This window comes from Paracoccus thiocyanatus (genome assembly GCF_900156255.1).
GTDB classification, from domain to species: domain Bacteria; phylum Pseudomonadota; class Alphaproteobacteria; order Rhodobacterales; family Rhodobacteraceae; genus Paracoccus; species Paracoccus thiocyanatus.
On the sequence record NZ_FTMK01000036.1, the window covers coordinates 1 to 22884 of the forward strand.

A 22884-nucleotide genomic window follows, 5' to 3' on the forward strand; every position below is an offset into this window, starting at 1 on the left:
GGGATTCTGGCGCTTTCGGAGGCGGATACGACAAAGCCCCCGCGCTTGGCGAGGGCTGGTAAATCAGTCGAGTCGGAAACGATGGTTGCGGGGGCTCGCAACCAACGATACCCCACGACTGGTCGGGCGCCAAATCCCCAAGCTTGTTGCTTAGTATATTCGCCGCTTTTCGCATAGACCACCGGCGCGGCAGGCGTCATGATGGGACCGGCCCAGCATCTGCGCACCGACGAGCAGATCCTGGTCTGGTTCGCCAATGCCGTCGAGGCGATCGGCGAAACCACGCCCTGGGTATTGCAGGACTATCCGCTCGCCCTGACCTGCCAGCTTTCGGTTCCGATCATCGCGGCGATCATGGAGGCCCACCCCTCCTGCGTGATGCTCAAGGCCGAGGATTGGCCCGGCCTTGAAAAGATTTCGGCGCTAAGGCGGCTTCAGGCCGAAGGAACGCTTCGCCCCTTCTCGATCCTGACTGCGAATGGCGGAATGTTTCTCGATCTGGAATACTGGCGGGGGACGAACGGTTCGATGACCGGCTATGCCTTTCCCGACATGCTCGTCGATCTCTACCGCCTCCAGGCAGCGGGCGAACGGGACGCGGCCCATGATCTGTTCGACGCGCACCTGCCGCTGAGGCGCTTTGTCAGTCTGCTGGAATCGGCCAGCGCAATCCCCTACGCCCGCTATGCGTGAATGCTGCTGAAAACGGATGTAGCCCGGCCTCGGTGATCAGGCCTGGGGGCGTGCCGCCGAACGCAATCACCGTCAGAAATCGCTGTCCTTGAAGCCTGGAAGGCCGTTTTCGCGGCGGTAGCGTTCGACTTCTTCGACCATCGCTTCGGGAGTTTTTCCCAGGCTCTGGGTAAAACAGGATATCCCAGCCTTTTCGATGCTGTGCAAGTTCACAAAACTTGCGTATCCAGCGGCTATCTTCGGCTTCCGTTTTTCCGGGTGTTTTTCCAAGAAGTATCACAAAGTCCAAAAACTCCTTTCGCGTCAGCTCCGATATCGATTTCACTTTCATGCAATCAATCATCTGATAATCATTCATGTCTTCACGTGATTTTTCGATGTGAGATTTGGGCGTCATGAGCTGTAGGTTTTCGGAATCATACAGTTTTCCGTCTCGCCACAAAGGTTCGATATGGTCCATTTCCCACCGGTCTCGTAAACCGGCGCTGTCGCCGTAGGGTGCGCTAGGTGCGAGGCCATTCCTGATGCGATCCTGTGCAAACTCATCAAACTGCCCCAACAGTTCCGGTTCCGCCGCCACCGCCTTCCAGAACGCCCGCGGGTAGCTGTCAAAACTGCCGAACCGCCGTCCTTCGAGCTTCTCCGCCACCGACGCCGGAACCGGCATGACCCCATTACGAATCCCTTCGGACAGCCAGTCCGTCCCGACCTGCTTGCCCGCGCCAGAGGCTACGCCCGGCTCGTTGCGGGCGCGGGCCAGGATCTGGGCGTATTCTTCCTCGGTGATCGGCGTCGAGATCACATGTCAGACCGGATCCCCTTCATGCGCATGACCCGTATGGGCGGGCAGGCCGTCGCTCAGCACCGGATCGGCCAGGATGAACGCGTCCCGCTGCTCGGCGGTGAAGCCGGGCAGTTCGGCCAGGCGGCGCTCACCGTCGGTCAGTTCTGGGATAGGTTACCCTCTATATACGATAGGTAGCCACGCCGGAATCTGAAACCTTCTCGACTTCATCACAAATAATGTAAATTGTTGCCCCGTTTGCGGGAACAAAAATGCCAACAAAAAACTCCCCTCCCTCTGGGAGCTCCTGCCGTGACATGTGAAAGCCGTCCGCTTCGGCAACTTTCAAGAAAGATCTAGCAATACGCCCATCCCCGCGAAAAAACTCGACGTGGGAAATAACATTCTGCAATCCAAATTTGCTTATATTTAATGCGTAGATATTGTTCATCCTGACAAATTTAGCGTTATCCGCCGGATCATACACTACCGATAAAATCAAGGAGTTGGAAGGTATGTCATGCTCTACGGCATTAAACTCTAGGTCTGAAAACCTACTATCTTCATTGAAGATCAATTCCCCAATCTTCTGGATGGATTTGACCATCTTCTCGTCGTCCCCCTCTTGAAAAGCCTTCCTCATCGCGAGGAGGACGCCCGGGTTCGCGTTTTCCCTCTTCCCAATCGTGTACATGTGGTTGACCCTACCCTCCGCCCGCTCCCAGCTGACGGAAGCAGCGGCGGGCCGGGCGGCTATACCGCAGGACGTGACCGCGATCATAAATCGCTATCCTTGAAGCCGGGCAGCCCGTTCTCGCGGCGGTAGCGTTCGACTTCTTCGACCATCGCTTCCGGTGAATCCATCCCAGGCGCTGCAAGGCCGCGCGCAAGCTCGCCTCGGGCAGCGCGCCGATGCCATCGACCGGCAGGGTGAAATCGGCCAGAATGGCGCCCGAAGCATCCTTCGGCACCGGCACGGCGCGGCAGCGGCAATTCGGCGCCTGGCCCGATGGCCCTCTTCGGACGGGTGATCCCAGCCGAACACCTTGCCGTTCAGCGCGGCATGGGCGGAACGCACCTTGTGATCGCCCTGCGTGACCCAGACATAGCGCTCGATCCCCAGGTCTTCCTGGCGAAGCTGGTTGATCAGCCCGGCAAAGGCCAGCGCCGTCCGGTCCTCCATATTGGCGCGCAAGGACCGGATGCGCTGCGGGTGGCTCCGATAGCGGGCATGAATATCGGCCAGGCGATCATCCCGAACCTGCAACACCTGCTCGATCAGATCGGTGGCGGGCAGCAGGTCGGATTCGGAATGAAGCGGCACGGTATCGGGCGGCGCCAATGCCGACAGGATCATCCGCGCATTCTCGGCCGCGACAGTTTCCAGGCGCTGACGAAAGGCTTGCCGCAGACGATCATCGCCCGGAAACTGCGATCTCACCGAAAGGCTGCTTCCGTAAGCCGGGCCGTTGCCCTGATGAATGATATATTCGCCGTTCCCGCCGTTACGGAGAGAATCTTTGAAATCGTGATGCATCCTGCCCTCGCCGCTTGCAGGAGAGCATTCAGGAGAAACGTTAATCCTTGGTTACCGAGCGGCTGCTGGTTATTGGCGGCTGGACGATTCCATCTCGCAAGCGGACTCCCTTTCCAGCAGCATCCCCACATAGCGGCGGCAGGGGGCTTCGGATGTGCCTTCATGATGCGTGATCTTCTTTTCGTGCATGTTTTCCGCTGTGGCACATGCCGGACGCATCGGCGATGCTGTCGCTTCCGGCCCGCAATATGTCGCTTTCGCCTATCGCCGCCGCCGGCCGGCCGGCGCTAGGCTTCACCCGATAGCCGACCCGCACGAGGAGAGCGGGACGCCATCGGGCAAAGCCCACCTGCCGAAGGAGGAGAAGCAATGAAAAGGACGTTCTTGCCTGAAAGCTGCCGGCGATGAGCGGGGGCCACTCGATCCGCTTCGGGCGGCGCTGCGTCCTGCAATTCCTGGGGGGAACGGCGCTTGCGGGTGCAGTCGCCCCGTTGGCAGCGTCAGCCGCGGTTTCGCCGCCCGAAATGTGCAGCGACGGCCATCTTGTGCTTGATACCGGCTTCTTCTTTCCGGATGCGCCGCCGGACCAGCTTGCCGCCGCGCTTGGCACGACCGATCTGGCCCAGCCGATCCTGATGCCCTGCACCGTTCCCCTGCTGCGGCATGGCGACCGGACCATTCTTTTCGACGCCGGTGCCGGTCCGGCCTTCATGGACAGCACCGGCCATCTGACCGCCTCGCTTGAAGCGGCGGGGGTCGCGGCGGACGAGATCACGGACATCATTTTCACCCATTGCCACCCGGATCACCTGTGGGGCGTGACGGACGACTTTGACGAGCTGACCTTTGCGAACGCGCGCTATCACCTGTCGCGCCGGGAATATGATTTCTGGACCGGCCCCGATGCACTGGCCACCATGCCGGACAACTTGCAGAATTTCGCCATCGGCGCCCAGTCGCGGTTGCCCCGTATCGCCGACCGGACCAGTTTCTTCGAAGATGGGACCGAGCCGCTGCCGGGGATCGAGGCGTTCGCCACGCCGGGCCACACGCCCGGACATTGCAGCTTCCTGTTGCATCTGGGCGGAGATCCCTTGCTCTTGACCGGCGACGTGCTGTCGGACCCGCTGACGGTGCTTTACCCCGACTGGCGCTGGGGAACCGAACACGACCCCGCCCTAGCCGCATCGACGCGCCGGCGGATGATCGACCGGGTCATCGCAGAGCAGTTGCGGGTTGCGGTCTATCACATGCCGCCCCCGGGGTTCGGCAGGATCGAGCGCACCGCCGAAGGCGCGGTCTGGGTGCAGGAACGTTAAGCCGAGCCGGGCGCCAAACCTGCAATACCGGCTGGCGCCCGGCCGCGACCACGCCCCGTTGGTGACGCAATCGCCGCATGGCTCGGGCACTGGCCCATCGCAGGGGCTGCCGAAACCGGCCCGCATCGCGACATCGGCATGTCCGCGGTTTCCGATAATTGCCGCGCCGCCACGCGCTGCGCGTTCACCCATTGCATGACGCTCATCCCGGTCGTGCCACGGCCGGCCATTCCAGCGCGCCGGGCAGCCGGTTTCGGCAAGGATTCCCACGCCTACCGCCCGCCGCAGGAATTTTTCCCCGCGCCGCCCAAGCTTTCGGGCCGCTTGCGCGTTACAAGGGGGAACGAGGTGGGAAACCGAGCCATGAAAACCCTTGTCGCCGCGCTGCTGCTGTCCTGCGGGTTGCTGTCCGCGGGCCATGCACAGCAAGGATCGGCCATCGACACCATGCCCTCGGCGCAGATCGTTGAGCAGGCGGGATCGCTTCACCCTTCTGCGCTTTACGTCCTCGCCAGCCGGCTGCTGGCCGAGGGCAAGGGGCCAGAGGCGGCGAACTGGATGTATGCCGGCCAGTTGCGCTATCGCTTCCTGCTGGCCGTGCCCAAGGCGCAGGCCGACGACCGCATCCTGTTTGCGGCGCTGTCGGAACAGGTGGGCCGGCCGGTGAACGAATATATCGCCGGCGACCCCGACGAATGGATGGCGGCGATGCGTTGGGCGCTGGACTGGGACGCGGCGAACGAAAACCACGTCACCTCCAAGACCCGGCATGCGGCCGAACTGGCCGAGGTGCGGGGCGGGCTGGACCGGCTGATCTTCAAGGTCGACGCCAGCCGCGACCAGATCCGCCGCGACCGCACCGCCAACGGGCTGGAAAACCGCTGACCCAAAGCTGCAAGGAGAAACCTTCATGACCATTCCCACATTGCTGCGACGCATGGCCGCCGCGCTGGCCGCCGCGCTCTGGCTGGCGCCCGTGCAGGCGCAGACGACGGATCACCTGGGCCTGCCCGGCCCGATTTCGCTGGCGGGCGACAGCTATGCGCTGGCTTGGTCCTCGCGCCCGGCGGACAATTACATCAAGCAGGAATACCTGCCGCCGGATGAAACCCCGGACCGCTACAGCCGGATGCTGCTGGTGGAAACGGTGACGGGCGGCATCGGGGTGATGGATGCGCTGCGGGCGCAGGCCGAGACGCTGACCCAGCGCAAGGCCACCGACCCGCTGGTCAACATGGACATCGTCCAGAACGAGGCCACGGGCGAGGCGCTGCTGGATTTCATCGTCAGCAGCAAGGACGAGGCGGGCGAATATATCGTCGAATGGAACGCCTACCGCTATGCGCCGTTGGACGATGCGGCGGGCGGCCCTGGGGTGATGCTGTTCGGCGTCAGCCACCGTGCTTATGGAAACGAGGCCGCCAAGATGTTCCTCCAGGGGCTGCCCACGCTGCGCCCGGCGCAGATGGAAGCGCTGGCCAATGCGGCTTTGCCGCAACCGGGGAACTGAAGATGCGCGCCGCCCGCTGGCCCTGCTGCCGCGCCGGTGGCAACGAATGTTCCAACCCGCCCTGCTTGCGGCGCCGAATGAAAGGCCCCTGCTTATGACGATACTTGGAAACAAGACTGGAAGGTCCGGTTTCGCGCTGATCCTGCTGGGCGCCATGGCCACCGCCGGCCCGGCTTTGGCGCAGGATTATCTGGGCATCCATCTGGATACGATGCGGGAACACAACCTGCGGCTGCACCAACAACAGAACGCCAGTCCGGGCGGCACCGGCAAGTCCCCCGCATCCAAGCCCAAATCCGGCAAGATGTCCCCCCAGGCCGAAGCCCGCGCGCGGGCCGAGGGCGCAAGGATCATGGAAGAGCACAAGCGCCAGCTTGCCCCCCGCTATCGGATGCGGGTCGAACGCGACGGCAAGCCTTCGGCCGACCGCTGGCTGGCCGAAGAATCCCGGCGGCTGGGCATCGAGACCGGCCGGAAGATGCGGGCGAAATATTCCGGGCAATAGCCCGACGAAACGCCGAAGCGGCGGGATGCGCGGCTTGCGCCCGACAACCCGATCATCGGCGGCCGCATCTGTTGACGCGACGAGAAATAGCCTGCCGGGCAATCGGCGGCCGGACGCTCAGGGCGCGCGGAATCGGTCCAGCAGCATCGCGCCGCGCTGCACACGGGGGACGAACAGCATGGCACCGTCATCCGACCAGAAGGGCGCGGCGCGCAGCCGCCAGCCGGCGCTGCCCTCGATCCGGCCCAGCTCGGCCCCGTCGCGGATGTCCCAGAACCGCAGGCGGTCGCCGCCCCGGTCCGAGGCGTCGGACCCCCCGCGTGCGATGCGGCCGCTGGCCGAGACCGCGGCCGGAAAGGCCGACATGTCGCGCTTGGCCAGTTCCGCGATCCTTGTGCCGCCGGCGTCCAGCAGGACCAGCGACCTCGTGCTGCCGCCGGCCAGGATGCGGCTGCCCTGGGCGGCAAAGACGGCCTCGAACCCGTATGCCTCGGGCGGCGTGGGCGTGCCGGGATAGGCGGTCAGAGAGCGGCCCTGCACCGCGACATCGGCAAACACGCGCAGGTCGTCGCGTTGGGTGACGACCGCATCGCCGCCGGTTTCCGTGCAGGATTGCCGGATCACGCCGCAGGCGATCAGCAGCCGGGTTCCGTCAGGCGACAGGAACAGCCGCGCCACCCCGCCGCGCAAGGGCAGCGGGTAACGCCCGCCTTCCGCGCCGGTTTCGGGGTCAAAAACCAGCAGCCCCGGACGCCAGCCGTCGGCGGTCCGCATCTCGACCGCCATCACCACGCGGCCGTCGCCCAGGGCTTGCGCCGTGCTGTTGCGCGACGGCGCCACACCCTGGAACACGGCGGTGCCAAGGCAACCCGAGCGTCCCAGCGCACGGTCGATCCAGCCGCAGGTCCGCGACCCGTGCCACCCCGCGAACCCCGCCGCCCCGACCAGCGCCAGCGCGGCCACCGCCCGGCCTAGTCTCATTCCCCTGCCCCCGCTGCATAAAGCCGCAACGCACTGTCGGCGCTGGCCGCGGGCTTTCCGGCCAGCGCCACGATCACCGCATCGCGCTGCGGATGCCACAGGATCGCCGGAGCAAGCTCGCGGGCGATGTCATGCGCAGCCAGCAGCCGTCCGCTGGCGATGTCATAGATGCGGATCGCGGCCCGGACCTTGCCCGGCCCCGAAAAGCGGCGGGCAAGGATGGCGATCCGGTCCCCATCCGCCGAGCGGGCGCTGTCCAGCCGCAGGAAGGGGATGAACCCGCCGGGCAGATCCAGCGCCAGCGCCGTGTCGCCCAGCCGGATCTCGGTCCCTGCGGGCAGGCGGGCGTTCGGGTCGGGCAGCGGCTGCTGCCGGGTCAGGACCACCTGGCCCGAGGCCGCGTCAAAGGCGACATGCGCAAAGACCAAGTTGCCCAAAGGGGAAAACCCCAGATCAAAGGCGCGGCCATCGGCATCCGGGGGTGCGTCGCGATGCGCGATCCCGCCGGACCAGTGCCGTTCGCCGTCGCGGTCAAACAGCATCACGCGGGTTTCGCGCGGCTGGCTGCCGCCCGGCAGGTCGCAGGTGTAAAGCGCGTTGCAACTGACAGCCATCGCCGTGCCGTCGGGCGACAGGCGCAACTGTTCGGGGCGGCCCTGCATCCCCAGGTCGGCGCGGGCGATCTCGGCCCCCGTGGCGGGGTCGAGCGTCGCCACCACCATCTGCGCCTGCAATCGGTCGCGGCGGCGTCCGGGGCGATAGTCGATGCCACCGACGACCAGCCGGCCCTGCGCATCGGTTGCCAGCGTGTCGCCGGTCACCACCAGGTCGCGCAGGGCAAAGGTCGCCACGCAGCCGCCACCGCCCGCGACCCGCCCGGCCCAGCCGCAGGGACCGGACAGGGCAAAGCCCGCACCCACGGCACCCAGCAGCACCACCACCAGCAGCAGCGCGCGTTTCATTCCGCGGGCCGTTCGGGGAACCAGTGGCGGCATTCCCCCGCGATGCGCAGGACCACCAGCGTGTCGCCGTCGAAATGCCCCTCGGCCACCACGCAGCCGCCACCGGCAAAGGCGTCCTCGATCCGGGCGCGGTCGGCGTTGCCGGCCCGCAAGGGCGGCGGCGCGGGCATGTCGTGGCCGGACCGCGGGCGGTCGCGGGTCCCGTCGGGGTAGATGCGAAACACCCCGCGCCACGGGCAGGGTGCCTTGACGCAATATATTCCCGTGGTGCCCAGGCCCCAGAACTGCTCGCCCGCGGCCGGGACCGGCAAAGCCTCGACCGGCAGCGCCTGCACGGCAGAGCCCGACAGAAGCAGCGCGGCGGCAAGGATGCTGCGGAACATGGCGGTTCCTTTCCCGAAATCATCGTTCCCCCATGGGACGCGGGGCGCCGCCCGGACCTTGGGCGCTTTATTCGGGGGCGGCCAGCCGGCCCGCCACGGCGGCGCGGTCGGGCGCGTCATGGACCCGCCGCGACAGTTCGGCCGACAGGCGGATGCCGTCCGGCCTGACCGTGAACACGTCCCAGTTCACCGCCGTCCCGACACGGCTTTGCACCAGCAGCAGTTCCGGCTCGTCCGGGGGCGCCAGCAGGAACGCGTCCAGCAGCGCGAACCCTACGCCGGGATCAAGACTGCGGCGGTCGAACGCCAGTTCGGCCCCGTCGCGCAGGAAGGACAGGGTGACGCTGTCGCCGCCCGCACGCACGGCGACCTGGAACCCGTCGAAATCATGGCGCTGCGCGATGGCGGGCAGCGCGTCGTCGGGCGGCGGCATTGCCTGCGGCGGGCGGGCGCCCATGACCCGGCCCGGCGGCGCGCCAGGTTCGGATGCGCCGTCCCGGACCGGCGGCGGCTCGGCCAGCCGGTCGGGCGCCGTGACGGGTTCGCGCGCAAGGCCGCGTCCCTCGGCCGAAGGGGCGCCGTCGGCCAGTTGCGGCGCATCGGGTTGCGGCATCAGCAACGCCACCACGGCCAGCGCCGCAAGCGCCCCCGCCGCAGGGGCCAGCCAGATCCGCCACCCAAGGCGGCGCGGTGCGGGCGGGGGCGCTGGTGCCGGATCGGCAAAGCGCGCCCGCGCGGCCGTGATGGTGGCCTGCATCCGCGCCGGGTCCGGTTCGGGCACGGGGATCCGGCGCAGCAGGTCAAGGGGATCGGACCGCGGGCTTGTCACAGCACCCCCCGCAGCGTCTTGCGCGCCTTGTGGATATGCCAGGCGACGGTAACCTCCTTGCAGCCCATGACCTGCGCGGCCTGGGCCTGGCTTAGCCCCTCGGCATGGAGCAGCATCACCGCATCGCGCTGCTTGTCGGGCAGCGCGCGCACTGCCCGCCAAATGTCGGCGACGCGCAAAGCCTCCTCCTGATCCGGGGGCCCGCTCTCGTTTCCGTGACAACCGGACAAGACCACAGAAGCGCCGCCGGGCAAAGCGGTGAATGCCGCGGCAGGCCGAGGTGGCAGGCGGATCATTGCCGAGCGCCCAGTTCCGGGCGCAGCCTGCCGAAGCGGACGGGGCCGTCGGGGTTGCGGAAACAGGGCGTGTCAAAGAACCCCGCGACATGCTGCGGCCCGGCAGCAAAACCGGAATCGAAGGCGTAGCCATTGCCGGTCCCCGGTTCCCGCGCGGCCAGGTTGACGCCGCCGTTGCGCAGTTGCCGCATCCGGGTGAGGGTCCAGCCGGCTGCCCGCCATTCCGCGTGCAGCCGCCTAAGCTGCGGTCCGGCCGGCGCCGCGGTGGTGCCACGCATCCCGATCCAGATGTGGAAGATATCGTCGCGGTCGCCGCCGGGCGATGAACAACGGTTGGCGCGGATCTCCAGCGCCTCGGCCGCGACGTCCAGCCGGTCCAGCGTCGCCTGGACCCGCGGCAGGAACGCGGCGGCGACGGCAACGGGGCTGCGGGGGCGAGGCAGATCCTGCCCAGCGGCAGCCCCCGGCAGCATCAGGGCCAGGATCAAGCAGATACGGGTCAGATCGCGCTCCTTGGCCAGTGTGCCTTCGACATGGGACGGCCCGCGGGCGGAAAAGCTTGGTCGCCGCCAAGGTTGCGCCGCCCGCGCGCGTCACAAGGGGAAATGACGCGGAACCCCGGCAAGCGGCAACGATGCCAAAGCCGGGGTCCATGGAAGGGGAGATGACCATGAAACGTGCCGCCGTGCTAGCCCTTGCCCTTGCCGCAGGCAGCGCCCATGCTGATGGCGCCAATCTGCGCGCCGCCCTGTCGGTGCTGCCCGACACGGTGTTTTCAGCCGCGAGCCCCGATGTCGCGCGCTATCTTGACCTGTCGGCCCTGGCAGCCCGGCACGGCGGCGTGTTGGGACCCGAGGCGCTGACCCGCGCCACCCTGGGCGGCGGCATCCGCCCGATCGAGGCGATGGCCCTTGCCACCCCCCAGGACTTCGCCGCCAAGGCCGGGATCGACAGCGCCGCGCTAAGCTTCGTGGCCGGGCTGGGACGGCTGCCCGCCGCGGTCTCGATCTGGGGTTTCGCGGATGACGACGCGGCCGCCGCCGCCTATTCCGGCCTTTCGGCGCAGGGATTTTCCCGCCTCGGGCTGCTGCCGGGGATGCTTGCGAATGGGGAACCGAACGTGACGGATATCGGCGCCCGCGACCCGGCCAACCCCTGGCGCGGGCAACTGGGCCAGGCCTCGGTCGTGGCGCGGTCGGGTCCGACGCTGTTGCAGGCCGGCGATCGCGCGGCGCTGGCGCCGGTCAAGGGCGCCTCGGCCCCGGCGCTGGAAACCCCCGCCGGGCAGACCCTGCTGGCGGCGCTGGAGGCGCAGCAGGGCGCGGTGCTGCAAGCCGCGTTCCTGGGGCCGTATCACGGGCTGGGCGGCATCGACCCAGCGATCCTTGTCGGCAAGACCCCGGACGAGGCGCGCGAGGCCCTGGAGCGCGCCGCCGCCAAGGCAAACGGCGGCCTGCCCCCATGGCAAGGCGCGGCACTGGCCGATCTGGAGGCGACGGACGGCCCGGCGCTGATCCTCGCCCTTGCCTATGCGGATTGCCCGACGGCCCAGGCGGCGGCTGCACGAGCTGCGGCCCTGTGGCAGACCATGGACCCGCCCCCCGCGGGCGCGGCCAAGGCAGGCCATGTCGAAACCCCGTCGGGCTGCGCCGCGGTCCTGCGCGCCGCCGGCACTGACGAGCCCAAGGGGCCCTTTGCGCAGGCGGTCTTTGCGTTGATGTCGGGGAACCTGCCGCCGCTGCGCATCGGCCAGTGACGGCCGGCCGTGATGGCCGCGCTGATCTTCCGTCCCCTACAGGTTGCATATCCGGCCGGAACCACGACGTCCGGGGCCATGCGCGTTCGGTCAGCGGAAATACCCCTCTCCGCTGCACGGTGCCGAAGATCCGATGCCCCATCAAGGGGCGCGGGTCATCTTGCGGCCTTGCTGCGCCGCTTGCCCGTCGCCCCAGCCAGAACACGACGAAATCATTCAGCGACTGGACCCGCGCCTTTTCCTTGGGGCGGTGGGTGTCCAGCACCATGGCCGAGGCGCCGATGAAGCCCAGGTTCCAGCCGATGCCCAGCAGGACCAGCGCCATTCATCAGATACATCCGCCGCTCGCCCTTGTTGACGACGATCCCGGTGACGGTGGGGCCGTCATAGCTGCGGAACTTCGTTTCCGGTGCGCCGCAGGCTGCCAGCACCATGAAGGGCAGAAAGGCCAATATTCTAGGTGTCACCGCGATCCCTCGATTCCTGCGGCTTCATTGCGCGGGCGAAAAAGGTCCCGCCCAGGGTCCGAAACCGGGCCCGTCGGACGGCCGGCGGGCCGGTCGGTCAGCCGCTGGCTGTTCAGCACCACCGAGACAGAGCTTGCCAGCATCGCCGCGGCCGCCATGGCGGGACCGATCATCCCGAAAGCCGCTGCGGGCAGCATCAGCGCGTTATAGACCAGCGCCAGCACCAGGTTCTGCCGCGCGATCCGGCCCATGCGGCGCGACAGGGCGATGGCCTCGGCCACCCGCGTCAGCCCGCCACGGGTCACGACCACCGCCGCGGTCTGCGCCGCCGCCGAATGCGCCTGGGCGACCGATATGCCGCAATCGGCCGCGGCAAGGGCAGGCCCGTCATTCACCCCGTCGCCGACGAAGGCGATCGGACGCGGCAAGCGGCGCAGCAATTCCGCCTTTTCCGCCGGGGTGCAGTCATGCGACACGGCATCCGCCGGCAGGCCCAGCCGCCGCGCCAGGGCCATCGCCGCCGGCGCGCCGTCGCCGGTCGCCATGTGCAGCGGGATCCCCGCAGCCCGCAGCCCGTCAAGAATGCCCGGCGCCTCGGGGCGCAGCGTGTCGGCCAGCGCGATCCGCCCCACCTCGCGCCCGTCCCGGCGGACGGCCAGCCATGTGCGCCCCCGATCGTCCGGCTGGCCGGCAGAGCCGATCTCGATGATGCGACCGGCCTCGTCTTCGGCCTCGGCGCCTCGGGGCAGGCGCCGGCCGCCCGACCCGGCCTCGGCGCCATGCGCGGCGACGATGGCGCGGGCGATGGGATGGCTGATGCCGGTTTCGGCTCGCGCGGCCAGTTCCAGAAGCCTGTCTTCGTCGAAGCCGGGCGCCGGACGCAGTTCCGCCACCTGCGGGTGGCCGGTGGTCAATGTCCCGGTCTTGTCAAAGACGATGCTGCCCAGATGGGCAAGCGCCGCGAAGGCGTCGGGATCGCGCAGCCGCATCCCCCGCGCGGCACCGGCCTGCGCCGCCCGCATCTGCACCAGCGGCAGGGCCAGGGACAGGGCGCAGGGGCAGGCCGCGACCAGAAGCGTCAGCCCGCGCATCAATGCCGCCTCGCCCGACAGCCCAAAGGCAAGGGACAGCAGCGCGGTCAATGCCGCCAGCGCCGGGATGGCCAGGGACAGGCGCGCCGCCCAGCGATCCGGGGCGGTCGGTTGCGTGCCGCGCCGGGCGATCTCCAGCGCGATGGCGCCGCCCATGCGGTCGATCTCGCGGTCGCCATGGGCGCGTTCCACCCCCAGCACCAGGCGGCGGCCAAGGTTCAGCGCCCCCGCCTCGATCCGGTCGCCCGGTCCGACCGCGGCCAATGCGGATTCGCCGGTCAGGACGGCGCGGCTGACCTGGCTTTCGCCCGACAGCACCACCCCGTCCATGCTGACCGGCGCGCCGGCATCGACGGCGATGCGCGCACCCACCGGGATGGCGGCACAGGGCCGTTCCTGCCAGCCCGCCCCGGTTTCGACCAGCGCGGTTTCAGGCGCGGCCTCCTCCATTGCGCGCAGGGCGTCGACGGCACTGCGCCGCGTCGCGGTATCGACCAGCCGCCCGAACAGCAGCAGCGTGACCAGCATGGTCGCGGTGTCGAACCAGACCTCGGCCCGGCCCTGCATCAGCGACCAAAGCGATGCCGCACAGGCCGCAAGCGCCCCAAGCCCGATCAGCAGATCCATCCCTGGCGCGCGCAGCAGGACCGAGCGCCAGGCCATCCAAAGGATGCCCGACCCGGCCCAGAACACCACCGGCAGCGCGAAAACGCCCGAGGCCAGCGCCAGCCACCAGGCCACGCCGGGATCGAGCGTGGTGAAATAGATCACCAGCGCCGGCACCATGGACCACATGCCGGCAAAGACGGCCACCGCAAGGCGGACCCCCAGGCGCTGCAACTGGCGCCCCATGGCGGCGGAAATCTGTTCGGGGCGGTGGCGGGATGCCATCCGGTAGCCCGCCTTGGCAACCGCCGCCGCCAGGTCCTGGCGGCTGGCGCGGCTTTCGTCCCAGTCGATCAGCGCCGAGGCGGTCAGGTAATGCACCCCGGCCGCCTGCACGCCGGGCAGCGCCTTCAGCCGCCCCTCCAGCCCGCGCGCGCAGCCCGCGCAGGCCAGGCCCTCGATGCCGAACAGTTGCCGCGTCATTTCCGCGCCATCATTCCAGCGGGGTGGGGCCGATCGGCAGTTCCGGCGCCCCCACGGGCCGTTCGGGACCGGGGGTGCCGACACCCAGCAGGGCCCCGTTCACCTGTTGCCCGTAATAGGTTTCGTCGCCGTCGTGGAAACGCTGCCGGGTCTGCTCGACGGTCATCTCGCCCTGCCGCGCATCCTTGGGACGTTCGTGGCTGTCGATATAGGCAGCCACGTCCCATGCCTCCTGGTCCGTCAGCTTGCCGGGCTGGGACAGGGGCATGTTGTTCTTGACGAAGGCGGCGGCGGTGTCGATCCGCGCCATGCCCGCGCCCCAGTTATAGCTGTTCGGACCCCAAAGCGGCGGGAAGACGATGCGGCCATTGGCGTCGGTCTGGCCCTGCCCGTCCGGGCCGTGGCAGACGGCGCAGTTGGCGGCAAAGACCTGCTCGCCGCGTTCGGGCGAATAGCCCAGCTCGGTCTTGGCGACCTTGCCAAAGCCGCTGCCCTCCATCAGCACATTGGTCGGCGCGCCGGTGGCAAGCCAGTAGAAATAGCTTTCCAGGTCGCGATAGATGTCGCTGCCATGCGGCGGCGGGCCGCCGGCCACCGAATGCTGGGCGTTCATCGAAAAGGTGAAACAGCCCATCACCCGGTCTTCCATGGTGTTGATCTGGTCGTTCTTGGCCCGATACATCGGATAGCGCCCGTAGGCGGCCCACATCGGCGCCGACATCGGCTGGCGGCCGCCGTCCAGGTGGCAGTTCGCGCAGGTCAGCCCGTTGCCGACATAATCCCCGGCATTGGTCGAGGTGTTCATGAAGATGTCGCGCCCGCGCTTGACCGCCTCGCCAAAGGGACCGTCGGGGATCTCGGCCTCGGAGGGCGGCTGGAAATACGCGCTTTCCGCCACATCGGGGGCAGGGGCGCGCCCGCTGATCCAGCCCGGCACCCAGCCCGCCTCCAGCATCAGCGCGCCGATAGCGACCAGCGCCAGGCCGCCGCCCGCCGCGAAGATCAGCCGTTTCGCGCTGCGGCCCTGCCCCGCATCGTCGTGATGTTCAGAGCTCATCTTCGCCTCCTTCGATCCTTGCCATTGCCTGCGGCTCGGGCGCCGGAACCGCCGGAAGCGACGCCAGGTAATCCGAAACCGCGCGGCGGTCCGCCTCGGGCAGCGCCTCGGAGATCCGGTCCATCAGCCCCAGCGGCGAATTGTTGCGATGCCCGCCGGCCCATGCGGCCAACTGGCTGGCGACATAGGCGGGCTGCTGCGCCGCCAAGGCCGGGAACTCGGCCCCGACGCCAAAGCCCGACGGCCCGTGGCAACTGAAACAGGCCGGCACGCCAAGGCCCCAATCGCCTTGCAGCGCGATCTGTTCGCCCCGCGCCAGATCGCCGCCAAGCGCGGGCTGCGCGGTCGAATCCACGCGCAGGCCGGCATAATAGGCGGCCAACCCGTCGATCTCGGCATCGTCCAGCCCCTTGGCCACGAAGCTCATATGCTCGTTGTGCCGTTCGCCCTGGCGGAAGTCGTGCAATTGCTTGGTGATATAGCCCTGCGACAGCCCGGCCAGGCGCGGCGTGTTCTCGGCCCCCTGGCCCAGGCCACCATGGCAGCTTGCACAGGACCAGACATCGCCCTTGCCGGCGAAGATCAGGTCGGAAATGGCCGGGTCCAGCCCCGCCTCGGCCGTGGCCGGCATCGGCGGCTGCGGGGGCAGATCCGCCACCAGGCTGGCCAGTTCCGCGCCGCCCTGCCAACTGCCGCTGCCCGAATGGGTCATGCGCAATTGCGCGACCTCGGCCGGGGCCAGCACCGTCTCGCCCCCTCCGAAGCGCGCGCCCACGTAAGAGGCAAGCTGCGCCACCTCGGCATCATCCAGCGCCTCGGCGAAACTGGGCATATGGCCGTCATAGGTAAAGCCCTTGACCCGGATCGGCCCGTCGATGCCGCGCAGCAGGATCTGCGCCACGACGCCCGGCCCGGCCTTGGCAAATTCGGAATCCTGCAAGGGGGGAACCGCCAGCCTGACGCCCGCGCCGTTCGGCTGGTGGCAGGTCGAGCAATTGGCCAGAAACAGCGCAGCACCACCCTCGGCCGCGTCATGCGCGGCGGCCTCTCCGGCCTCGCGTTCCGCTTGCGCGACGACCTTGCTGTCCTGTTCCTGAAGCAGCAGCGCCGTGCCCCAGATGCCCAGGGCCACCGCGATCCAGATCACCGGCAATGGCACGGGGTTGTGGCTTTCCCACGGCTCGAAATCCTCGCCCGGCTTCACGATCTTGCCGGGCTTTTGCTTGTTGATCCTGGTCACGATCCGCTCTCCCTGTCGGCATAGCCGTCGTCGCGCAGCGCGTCCTCGGGCACCGGATAGGTCCGGTCCAGCGCCAGCAGATAGGCGGTCAGGTCCAGCGCCGCCTGCCGGGCGACGACAACGCCGCTTTCGGGGCCGAAGCCTTTGGGCAGGACGACGACCGTATCTTCGGGGCCGGCTTCCGCCTTTTCCTCGAACAGGTAGGGATAGGCTGGCATGATCGACCAGCCGAAGATCGCCCGCGGCTGATAAAGATGGGTCAGGTGCCAGCTTTCCGAAGGCAGCCGCACGCCGACGTTCAGCAGGTCCGGCCCGGTGCGCATCGTGCCAAGCTGATGCGGCTGGTCGAAGACGTAATCGCCCGCGACCGAGGGACGGCCCCAGCCCCGCTCGACATCCGGTGCCTGGTCGGGCGAACGCGGCTGCTGGCTGTGGCAATAGACGCAGCCAAGGCTGACATATTGCTCGCGCCCGCGGCTTTCCTGTTCGGAATAGGGGTTCAGCCCCTTGGGGACGGCATGCTGCGCAATCTGGACGCCGGGGGCGATGACCAGCATCAGGGTCGCAAAGGCCAGGATGCCCAGGGCAATCAGGACAAGGGGAAGATAGCGGTTCATTCTGCGGCCACCGCGCTTTGGGCAACCGCGCGCGGCTTGCGCAGGATGCCGAGGATGTTGATTGCGAACAGGATATGGCCCAGCGTCATCATCGTGCCGCCGACCGAGCGCGCCTCAAGATAGGGCTTGGTCAGGATCACGCTTTCGGCAAAGCTGCGCGTGGCGTCCAGCATCGCCAGCCCCTGCAACGTGCCGCCGATGGTCAGCGCGAAGAAATAGATCGCAAAGCCCAGCACCACCAGCCAGAAATGCAGCCGGATCAGGCCGGGATGGGCGAACTCGCGTCCCATCATGCGCGGCATGATGTGATAGGCCGCGCCGAACATCACGATGGACACGAAGGCATAGGCGCCCAGATGCGCGTGGCCGACCGTGTAATGGGTGAAGTGGGTGATCGAGTTGACCGAGCGCAGCGCCTCGATCGAGCCCTGGAACGACGCCAGCGTATACATCACCGCGCCAAAGGAGATGAAGCGCAGCGGCAGCGATTCCTTGAACGCCCACAGGTTGCGCGCCACGGTCACGTGCTGGTTGATCGCCACGGCGATCACCGGGATGAACATCATCACCGAATGCACCACCGACAGCGTGACCACCCAGGTCGGGACCGGCCCGCCGATCAGGTGGTGGATGCCCACCTGGCTGTAAAACAGCGCCAGCCCCCAGAAGCCGATCAGCGACAGCGAATAGGAATAGATCGGCTTGCCGATGATCTTGGGGATGAAGTAATAGGCCGCGCCCACGCCAAGCGGCGTCAGCCACAGGCCCAGGACGTTATGGGCAAACCACCAGTTCACCGTCGCCTCTTCGACCCCGTAATGGATGCCGGGCAGGTTGGCGATGAAGAACAGCGCCGGGAACCAGACCATCGCCGCCAGGTAATACCAGCCGGTGACATAGATATGGTCCACCTCGCGCGCCCGCGCGGTCTTGACCAGCGGCACCACGAAAAAGACGCCCGCCAGCACCAGCAGCATGTCGAGCTGCCAGGGAAACTCCAGCCATTCCTCGCCATCGGTCCAGCCGCGGGCAAAGGCCAGCGCGCCAAGCGTCACGGCGATATTCCACAGCCAGAAGCCGATCACCGGCAGATGCGGCGCGCGCAGCGGCGTGCGGAAGATGCGCGGCAGGATCCAGAACATGCAGGCGATGCCGATCTGCGACAGCCAGCCATAGGCGACCAGGTTCAGGTGCAGCGCCCGCATCCGCCCAAAGGTCAGCGGTGCCGCCATGTTCAGCCAGTCGGGCCAATGCAGCTTCAGCGAGGCGATGACCCCGAAGACCGACCCCAGCACCAGCCAGAAGATCGCGCCCAGGATCAACAGCCGCACCGGCCGGGCGGAAACCTTGTCGATGCCGGTGGTGTCGAACAGGTGGGTGCCGTCCGTATCCGGCCCGTCCGCGCCGCCCTTGCCGAAGACCGTCGCGGCATGGGCGCGGTCCAGCGCGAACTGCCTCGTGGCGATGGCCCAGATGAGAAAGGCCAGCGCCAGAAGCGAAACGACAAAGCTCAGGGCCAGCAAAAGGCCCATCGTGATCGGCATGGCTTATCTCCCGTGCGTGCCTATGAATCGGTGCGGGGCCGGAAACGGCCTTGCCCGGATTCTCGCGAATCCGCTGCGTCGGGTCCCTATCGGCGACCAACCTTAAGGCAGGCTTAAGATGGCAAGGGCGAATGCGCGGACAGGCATCGCCCGGCCCACGCCGCCGTCAAAAGATCGTCACCTGCGTTCCCACCTCGACCAGCGGGTAAAGACGGGCGATATGTTCGTTGTAAAGCCCGTAGCACCCGCTAGAGGACTTGCGGCCGATCTTGCGCGTGTCGTGAGTGCCGTGGATCAGGTAGGCGGGCCAGGACAGGTAAAGCGCATAGACGCCCAAGGGGTTGTCGACAGCCCCGCCTTCGACTCGCTGCGGCAGGGTCGGGTCGCGTTCCCGCATATTGGGGGTCGGGGTCCAGGACGGGCGCTCTGCCTTGCGCACGACCTCGGTCCGGCCGCGCCGGGTCAGCTCTTCCGAGGCCGGAATGGAAGAGGGGAAAACCAGATAGGTGCTTTCGTCCCCCGACCAGAAATGAAGGGCGCGCGACGCGACATCCGCCAGGATCACGCCCTTGCCCAGCGTCGGATAGAACTCGCGCCAATGGCGGTTCGTGAAGGACGATATATTGCGCCGCGCGTCCTGCGCCGGGTCGATCTGATAGACGCCCAGGTCGGGAGCCTGGCCCGCGGTCGAGGCGCCATAGACGGCCTGGCCGGTCGTGGGATCGACGGCCTGCGCCGCGGCGATCCGCGGCAGCACCAGACCGCCGGCCAGCAACCCGCCCAGGAAAGCGCGCCTGCTGGCTGCACCATCGCAAGCAGCCGTAGATTTGCGCGGCCGCGGCGGTCTATGGCAAGGTTGGTCCATGTCTCATGCTCCAGTCATCATGGGCTGGGTGCCCGCGCCCCGCAGATGGCCGAGCAAGCTTAAGCGCAGCTTAAGGGATGGCTGGGGCCGGCGCCTTAAGGCTGGGTTAAGTCGCGGCGCATATCGCTGCGCGGCAGAACCCAAAAGGACAGGCTCATGGCTGACAGAACAACACCCACCCCCGATCGTCGGCGTTTCATGCAGGCCGGCATTGCCGCAGGCGTCCTGGCAACCAGCGCCATCCCGGCTTCGGCGCAGGACAATCCGATGCCCGCGGACCTGCGCCAGGCGCTGGAGCAGGAACAGCTTGGCGCAGTCCTTGGCAATGCCTCGGGCGACGTCACGCTGACCGAGTTTTTCGACTATAACTGCCCTTATTGCCGCGCATCGGTTGCGGATATTCGCCAGCTGATCTCGGAGGATCCGAATCTGCGGATCGTGTTGAGGGAATGGCCGGTATTCGGCGCGGGGTCGCTTTACTGCGCCCGCGCCTCGCTGGCCTCGCTGCGGCAGGGGAAGTTCTGGCAGTTCCACGAAGGCTTGATGAGCATCGAGGGTCAGGCGGACGACAAGAGCGCCCTTCGCATCGCCGAGGCCGCCGGGCTGGAGATGGACCGCCTGCGCCGCGACATGGACGACATCGAGATCGCCCGGCAGATCGAGCATTCATGGATCCTGGCCGAGAAGATGGGACTGGCCGGGACGCCCACCTTCATCGCCGGCGATTTCGGCGCCTTCGGCAAGCAATCGCTGGACGACCTTCGCGCCATGATCGCCGACGTGCGCCGCGCGTAGATCGTCACGGTCAGCGAAACGGAAGCGTCTTGGCCCCAGGAAACGGGTTCCCGGCTGCCCCCGCACGACCGGAGCCGCGGAAAAAAGCCGGGAACATCCGCACATTCCGACGGTTGAAGAGCTTCATCCGGAAGGTCCAGCATGCAGCCATACATCCAGACGGCACAAGCGAACAGACCCCAAACCACCGGCGGCGCAGCGGAGGATGGTTCATTGACCCAGCGGTTGCTATTTGGCGCCCTGGCCGGGCTTTCGGCCACCATGGCGATGACCGCGGCGATGGGCGGATCGTTCTTGCCACGCAGATACCGATCGTGAGCGACGGTTTCTTCTTCACGAAATCCTTTCCTTTTGGTCACCCCGTCGCCGCCGCGCCATTGCCGGGAAACCTGCGGCCCGAAGGCATGTTCATCAGCGCCGGCGCGCCGACGCGCTCTTTCCGGACTGCCAGGCCGGACGGGCAGGATTGGTTGATCGCGGCCGGAAAGGAGTTCAAGCCAGGCGACCCGGAACAGCAGCGCGACGCAATCGCCGATCTGCGGGCCTGGCTGCTGGATTGCTTTGGCATCCAGGCGCTTAGCCATCTTTGGACCAACGAGGATTTCAGGCCGATGGACGGCGTGGCCTTCGTCGGCGCCGCGACCGCGTCGCAGCCCGATCTGCTGGTCGCCACCGGTTTCGAAGCCTGGGGGCTGACACAGGGCGCGGTCGCGGCGGACATCATTGCCTCGACGATCTTGGGGGCAGAGCATCCGGCCGCCGACCTGTTGCGCGCAAACCGTGTCAGGCCGCTGGCCGGTGGCGGAACCTTTGTCGCCGAGAACAGCAAGATTGCCGCCCATCTGGTCGGCGACCGGCTGCTGCGGCGCAAGGTCGTGCAGGTAGAGGATATCGGACCAGGCGAAGGCGGCATCGTGAGCAAAAAAGGGGAGCAACTGGCCGTCACGCGACACCAGGACGGCAGCCTAAGCGCGGTTTCCGCGGTTTGCACGCATCTTGGCTGCATCGTCGGGTGGAACGCGACGGATCGGACCTGGGATTGCCCCTGCCATGGCTCGCGTTTCGACGAAAGCGGCAAGGTGCTGACGGGCCCGGCAGTGTCGCCGCTTGCGCAACATGCATGGGACCCGAGCGCGCCCTGACCCGCAAAGCCGCGCTTATGCGGTTGGCGGCATGGCGATCAGCCGCGCAACCGGCGGGGCGGGCCAAGCGCCAATCTCATCGGTCGGCTTTCAATCTCTTGGATCGAGGCGACGAACTTGAACTGGCGCGCCGGACGGTTGGCCGCGCATCCGGTGCGTCTTGACTGCGCCATGCTGTCCTGCCCTGTTCGATCTCGGACATTTGACATGCGGCACTGGTGCGTGGGGGTGGCAATATGTAACAAGAGCGGGCGAAGGTAAACCAGCGAAAGCGCAGCTGCCCGTGAGCATCCCCTCGACCCCGGCCGGCGGCAAGGCCGGCCCCCCGAAGCGGCCGGCCGCGGCCTCGCCCGACAGCGCGGCCCCGGCGCCGGCCGGCCTGGCCGCCGCTGCCGGCCGCACCGCCGCAGCGCCAGGCGCCGCGCCAGGCCCGGCGTCCAGTCCGGCGCCAGGCGGCGCGCAGCGGCCGTTCCAGGGCCGGCAGGGCCTGGGCGCCCAGCCGGCCGGCCAGCCGCAGGGTGGCCAATCGCCGGGGCCGCAAGGTGGCCGACCGCAAGATGCCCGACCGCAGACCGGCCGGTCGCAGGCTGCGGAACCGGCGCCGCCCCGGCCGGCCGAGGCCAGCCCCGCCGCGGCGGGGGCCCGGCAAGGACAGCAGCCGCCCGCCCAGCAGCCCCGCCCAGGCCAGTCCCAGCCCCAAGGCGCATCCGGCGCACAGCCTGGTCAACCCAGGCCCGGCCAAGTCACCCCCAGCCCGCAGCCCGGCCAAGGCATCCCCGGCGCGCAGCCCGGCCAGCCCCAGCCCCAAGGCACCCCCGGCCCGCAGCCCGGCCAACCCCGTCAAGGCCAACCCCGTCCCGGCCAGGCCAAGCCGCCGGCGCTGCGTCCGCAGGGCCAGCAGCAGCCCATTCCCGTCCGCCCCATGCCGCCGCCCGGCCAGCCACGGCCCGGACCCCAGCACCCGCCGCCCGCCCCGCCCGGCGCCGTCCCGGCACGGCCGCTGCGCCAACCCGCCGGCCGCGCCGAGCCCAGGCCCCGGCATTGGCTGATCCTGGGATCCTTCCTCCTGCTCGTGCTGCTGCCCAGCCTGCTTTGGGCCGCCTATCTCTGGCTGCGCGCCGAGGACCAATATGTCTCGACCGTCGGATTCTCGGTGCGCAAAGAGGAATCCACCCCCGCCATCGACCTTTTGGGCGGGCTCGCGCCCCTGGCCGGAAGCGGCGGCAGCGCCCTCGATACCGATATCCTTTACGAATATATCCGCAGCCAGGACATGGTCGAAAGGATCGACGCCACGCTCGACCTGCGCGCCCGCTTCTCGCGCGCCTGGCCGCATGACTTCGTCTTCGCCTTCGATCCGGACGACCATGTCGAGGACCTGACCGATTACTGGCAGCGCCAGGTCAAGGTGCTTTACGACAG

Annotated in this window: 24 protein-coding genes and 1 pseudogene; 10 read left to right on the forward strand and 15 right to left on the reverse strand. The window is 67.9% G+C overall.

The window, feature by feature from the left end; genetic code table 11:
* The first annotated feature begins 198 nt into the window (after window positions 1-198).
* Window positions 199-693 (forward strand): dihydrodipicolinate synthase family protein, encoded by a 495-nt coding sequence (locus tag F3H32_RS16400; protein WP_223191512.1) that lies wholly within the window; start codon window positions 199-201, stop codon window positions 691-693.
* On the opposite strand, the gene F3H32_RS16405 is transcribed toward F3H32_RS16400, so the two are convergent.
* Window positions 644-1495, reverse strand: coding sequence for a bacteriocin immunity protein (locus F3H32_RS16405; RefSeq protein WP_149766754.1), 852 nt, complete (start codon window positions 1493-1495; stop codon window positions 644-646). The genes F3H32_RS16400 and F3H32_RS16405 overlap by 50 nt on opposite strands.
* Before the next feature lie 21 nt (window positions 1496-1516).
* Between F3H32_RS16405 and F3H32_RS17785 the strand changes: the two genes are divergently transcribed.
* Window positions 1517-1675: a hypothetical protein gene (locus F3H32_RS17785; protein ID WP_188128697.1), complete on the forward strand. Its 159-nt coding sequence runs from the start codon at window positions 1517-1519 to the stop codon at window positions 1673-1675.
* Here F3H32_RS17785 and F3H32_RS16410 read toward each other — a convergent pair.
* Entirely contained in the window at window positions 1659-2258 is a 600-nt protein-coding gene (locus tag F3H32_RS16410) for a hypothetical protein (protein ID WP_149766755.1), read from the reverse strand. The two genes, F3H32_RS17785 and F3H32_RS16410, sit on opposite strands and share 17 nt — an antisense overlap.
* Before the next feature lie 6 nt (window positions 2259-2264).
* Complete coding sequence (locus F3H32_RS16415) at window positions 2265-3014, reverse strand: phage minor head protein (protein ID WP_149766756.1); 750 nt, start codon at window positions 3012-3014, stop codon at window positions 2265-2267.
* A 404-nt stretch (window positions 3015-3418) separates the two neighbouring features.
* On the opposite strand from F3H32_RS16415, the gene F3H32_RS16420 reads away from it, so the two are divergent.
* From F3H32_RS16420 to F3H32_RS16435, 4 genes are all read left to right on the forward strand, one after another.
* The gene (locus tag F3H32_RS16420) at window positions 3419-4333 is read left to right on the forward strand and encodes an MBL fold metallo-hydrolase (RefSeq protein ID WP_149766757.1); all 915 of its coding nucleotides are present in this window, start codon (window positions 3419-3421) and stop codon (window positions 4331-4333) included.
* Window positions 4334-4696: 363 nt separating this feature from the next.
* A complete protein-coding gene (locus tag F3H32_RS16425) occupies window positions 4697-5218 on the forward strand; it encodes a hypothetical protein (protein ID WP_149766758.1) in 522 nt (173 codons plus the stop codon).
* A gap of 25 nt (window positions 5219-5243) precedes the next feature.
* Complete coding sequence (locus F3H32_RS16430; protein ID WP_149766759.1) at window positions 5244-5843, forward strand: hypothetical protein; 600 nt, start codon at window positions 5244-5246, stop codon at window positions 5841-5843.
* A gap of 94 nt (window positions 5844-5937) precedes the next feature.
* Window positions 5938-6348 (forward strand): hypothetical protein, encoded by a 411-nt coding sequence (locus F3H32_RS16435; protein ID WP_149766760.1) that lies wholly within the window; start codon window positions 5938-5940, stop codon window positions 6346-6348.
* A gap of 117 nt (window positions 6349-6465) precedes the next feature.
* Here F3H32_RS16435 and F3H32_RS16440 read toward each other — a convergent pair whose 3' ends face one another.
* The 6 genes from F3H32_RS16440 to F3H32_RS16465 form a co-directional block, all read right to left on the reverse strand.
* Window positions 6466-7329 (reverse strand): WD40 repeat domain-containing protein, encoded by an 864-nt coding sequence (locus F3H32_RS16440; protein WP_149766761.1) that lies wholly within the window; start codon window positions 7327-7329, stop codon window positions 6466-6468.
* Complete coding sequence (locus tag F3H32_RS16445) at window positions 7326-8291, reverse strand: hypothetical protein (RefSeq protein WP_149766762.1); 966 nt, start codon at window positions 8289-8291, stop codon at window positions 7326-7328. Before F3H32_RS16445 ends, F3H32_RS16440 begins: the two co-directional genes overlap by 4 nt.
* Window positions 8288-8674 carry a hypothetical protein gene (locus F3H32_RS16450; RefSeq protein WP_149766763.1) on the reverse strand — a complete coding sequence of 129 codons (387 nt, stop codon included), beginning with the start codon at window positions 8672-8674 and terminating at the stop codon, window positions 8288-8290. Before F3H32_RS16450 ends, F3H32_RS16445 begins: the two co-directional genes overlap by 4 nt.
* A 67-nt stretch (window positions 8675-8741) precedes the next feature.
* On the reverse strand, window positions 8742-9455 hold the full coding sequence (locus tag F3H32_RS16455; RefSeq protein WP_149766764.1) for a hypothetical protein: 714 nt from the start codon (window positions 9453-9455) through the stop codon (window positions 8742-8744).
* A gap of 44 nt (window positions 9456-9499) precedes the next feature.
* On the reverse strand, window positions 9500-9682 hold the full coding sequence (locus tag F3H32_RS17980; RefSeq protein ID WP_223191513.1) for an RNA polymerase sigma factor: 183 nt from the start codon (window positions 9680-9682) through the stop codon (window positions 9500-9502).
* A 113-nt stretch (window positions 9683-9795) separates the two neighbouring features.
* Complete coding sequence (locus F3H32_RS16465; protein WP_149766766.1) at window positions 9796-10287, reverse strand: hypothetical protein; 492 nt, start codon at window positions 10285-10287, stop codon at window positions 9796-9798.
* Between the two features lie 176 nt (window positions 10288-10463).
* Here F3H32_RS16465 and F3H32_RS16470 point away from each other — a divergent pair, with 176 nt between their 5' ends.
* The gene (locus F3H32_RS16470; RefSeq protein WP_149766767.1) at window positions 10464-11555 is read left to right on the forward strand and encodes a hypothetical protein; all 1092 of its coding nucleotides are present in this window, start codon (window positions 10464-10466) and stop codon (window positions 11553-11555) included.
* 463 nt (window positions 11556-12018) lie between these two features.
* Here F3H32_RS16470 and F3H32_RS16480 read toward each other — a convergent pair whose 3' ends face one another.
* The 6 genes from F3H32_RS16480 to F3H32_RS16505 form a co-directional block, all read right to left on the reverse strand.
* The gene (locus tag F3H32_RS16480) at window positions 12019-14202 is read right to left on the reverse strand and encodes a heavy metal translocating P-type ATPase (protein ID WP_149766768.1); all 2184 of its coding nucleotides are present in this window, start codon (window positions 14200-14202) and stop codon (window positions 12019-12021) included.
* Window positions 14203-14212: 10 nt separating this feature from the next.
* Window positions 14213-15259: a c-type cytochrome gene (locus F3H32_RS16485; protein WP_149766769.1), complete on the reverse strand. Its 1047-nt coding sequence runs from the start codon at window positions 15257-15259 to the stop codon at window positions 14213-14215.
* Complete coding sequence (locus tag F3H32_RS16490) at window positions 15249-16499, reverse strand: c-type cytochrome (protein ID WP_188128698.1); 1251 nt, start codon at window positions 16497-16499, stop codon at window positions 15249-15251. The genes F3H32_RS16485 and F3H32_RS16490 overlap by 11 nt, the downstream gene beginning before the upstream one ends.
* Window positions 16496-17116: a cbb3-type cytochrome c oxidase subunit II gene (locus tag F3H32_RS16495; RefSeq protein WP_149766770.1), complete on the reverse strand. Its 621-nt coding sequence runs from the start codon at window positions 17114-17116 to the stop codon at window positions 16496-16498. Before F3H32_RS16495 ends, F3H32_RS16490 begins: the two co-directional genes overlap by 4 nt.
* On the reverse strand, window positions 17113-18660 hold the full coding sequence (locus tag F3H32_RS16500) for a cbb3-type cytochrome c oxidase subunit I (RefSeq protein ID WP_149766771.1): 1548 nt from the start codon (window positions 18658-18660) through the stop codon (window positions 17113-17115). The genes F3H32_RS16495 and F3H32_RS16500 overlap by 4 nt, the downstream gene beginning before the upstream one ends.
* A gap of 166 nt (window positions 18661-18826) precedes the next feature.
* Window positions 18827-19525: a L,D-transpeptidase gene (locus F3H32_RS16505; RefSeq protein ID WP_223191514.1), complete on the reverse strand. Its 699-nt coding sequence runs from the start codon at window positions 19523-19525 to the stop codon at window positions 18827-18829.
* Between the two features lie 156 nt (window positions 19526-19681).
* Between F3H32_RS16505 and F3H32_RS16510 the strand changes: the two genes are divergently transcribed.
* From F3H32_RS16510 to F3H32_RS16525, 3 genes and pseudogenes are all read left to right on the forward strand, one after another.
* Window positions 19682-20320, forward strand: coding sequence for a DsbA family protein (locus tag F3H32_RS16510; RefSeq protein ID WP_149766773.1), 639 nt, complete (start codon window positions 19682-19684; stop codon window positions 20318-20320).
* Window positions 20321-20433: 113 nt separating this feature from the next.
* Window positions 20434-21462, forward strand: coding sequence for an FAD-dependent oxidoreductase (locus F3H32_RS16515; protein ID WP_188128699.1), 1029 nt, complete (start codon window positions 20434-20436; stop codon window positions 21460-21462).
* Between the two features lie 772 nt (window positions 21463-22234).
* A pseudogene (locus F3H32_RS16525) lies at window positions 22235-22884 on the forward strand (capsule biosynthesis protein); the annotation flags it as partial.

Excerpts from the sequence above, each read along its gene's own strand:
- F3H32_RS16500 (WP_149766771.1), bottom strand. The coding sequence starts at position 18,660 with ATGCCGATCACGATGGGCCTTTTGCTGGCCCTGAGCTTTGTCGTTTCG.
- F3H32_RS16445 (WP_149766762.1), bottom strand. The coding sequence starts at position 8,291 with ATGAAACGCGCGCTGCTGCTGGTGGTGGTGCTGCTGGGTGCCGTGGGT.
- F3H32_RS16480 (WP_149766768.1), bottom strand. The coding sequence starts at position 14,202 with ATGACGCGGCAACTGTTCGGCATCGAGGGCCTGGCCTGCGCGGGCTGC.
- F3H32_RS17785 (WP_188128697.1), top strand. The coding sequence starts at position 1,517 with ATGCGCATGACCCGTATGGGCGGGCAGGCCGTCGCTCAGCACCGGATC.
- F3H32_RS16510 (WP_149766773.1), top strand. The coding sequence starts at position 19,682 with ATGGCTGACAGAACAACACCCACCCCCGATCGTCGGCGTTTCATGCAG.
- F3H32_RS16400 (WP_223191512.1), top strand. The coding sequence starts at position 199 with ATGATGGGACCGGCCCAGCATCTGCGCACCGACGAGCAGATCCTGGTC.
- F3H32_RS16410 (WP_149766755.1), bottom strand. The coding sequence starts at position 2,258 with ATGATCGCGGTCACGTCCTGCGGTATAGCCGCCCGGCCCGCCGCTGCT.
- F3H32_RS16425 (WP_149766758.1), top strand. The coding sequence starts at position 4,697 with ATGAAAACCCTTGTCGCCGCGCTGCTGCTGTCCTGCGGGTTGCTGTCC.
- F3H32_RS16430 (WP_149766759.1), top strand. The coding sequence starts at position 5,244 with ATGACCATTCCCACATTGCTGCGACGCATGGCCGCCGCGCTGGCCGCC.
- F3H32_RS16495 (WP_149766770.1), bottom strand. The coding sequence starts at position 17,116 with ATGAACCGCTATCTTCCCCTTGTCCTGATTGCCCTGGGCATCCTGGCC.
- F3H32_RS16450 (WP_149766763.1), bottom strand. The coding sequence starts at position 8,674 with ATGTTCCGCAGCATCCTTGCCGCCGCGCTGCTTCTGTCGGGCTCTGCC.
- F3H32_RS16505 (WP_223191514.1), bottom strand. The coding sequence starts at position 19,525 with ATGGACCAACCTTGCCATAGACCGCCGCGGCCGCGCAAATCTACGGCT.
- F3H32_RS16415 (WP_149766756.1), bottom strand. The coding sequence starts at position 3,014 with ATGCATCACGATTTCAAAGATTCTCTCCGTAACGGCGGGAACGGCGAA.
- F3H32_RS16485 (WP_149766769.1), bottom strand. The coding sequence starts at position 15,259 with ATGAGCTCTGAACATCACGACGATGCGGGGCAGGGCCGCAGCGCGAAA.
- F3H32_RS16440 (WP_149766761.1), bottom strand. The coding sequence starts at position 7,329 with ATGAGACTAGGCCGGGCGGTGGCCGCGCTGGCGCTGGTCGGGGCGGCG.
- F3H32_RS16470 (WP_149766767.1), top strand. The coding sequence starts at position 10,464 with ATGACCATGAAACGTGCCGCCGTGCTAGCCCTTGCCCTTGCCGCAGGC.
- F3H32_RS16435 (WP_149766760.1), top strand. The coding sequence starts at position 5,938 with ATGACGATACTTGGAAACAAGACTGGAAGGTCCGGTTTCGCGCTGATC.
- F3H32_RS16420 (WP_149766757.1), top strand. The coding sequence starts at position 3,419 with ATGAGCGGGGGCCACTCGATCCGCTTCGGGCGGCGCTGCGTCCTGCAA.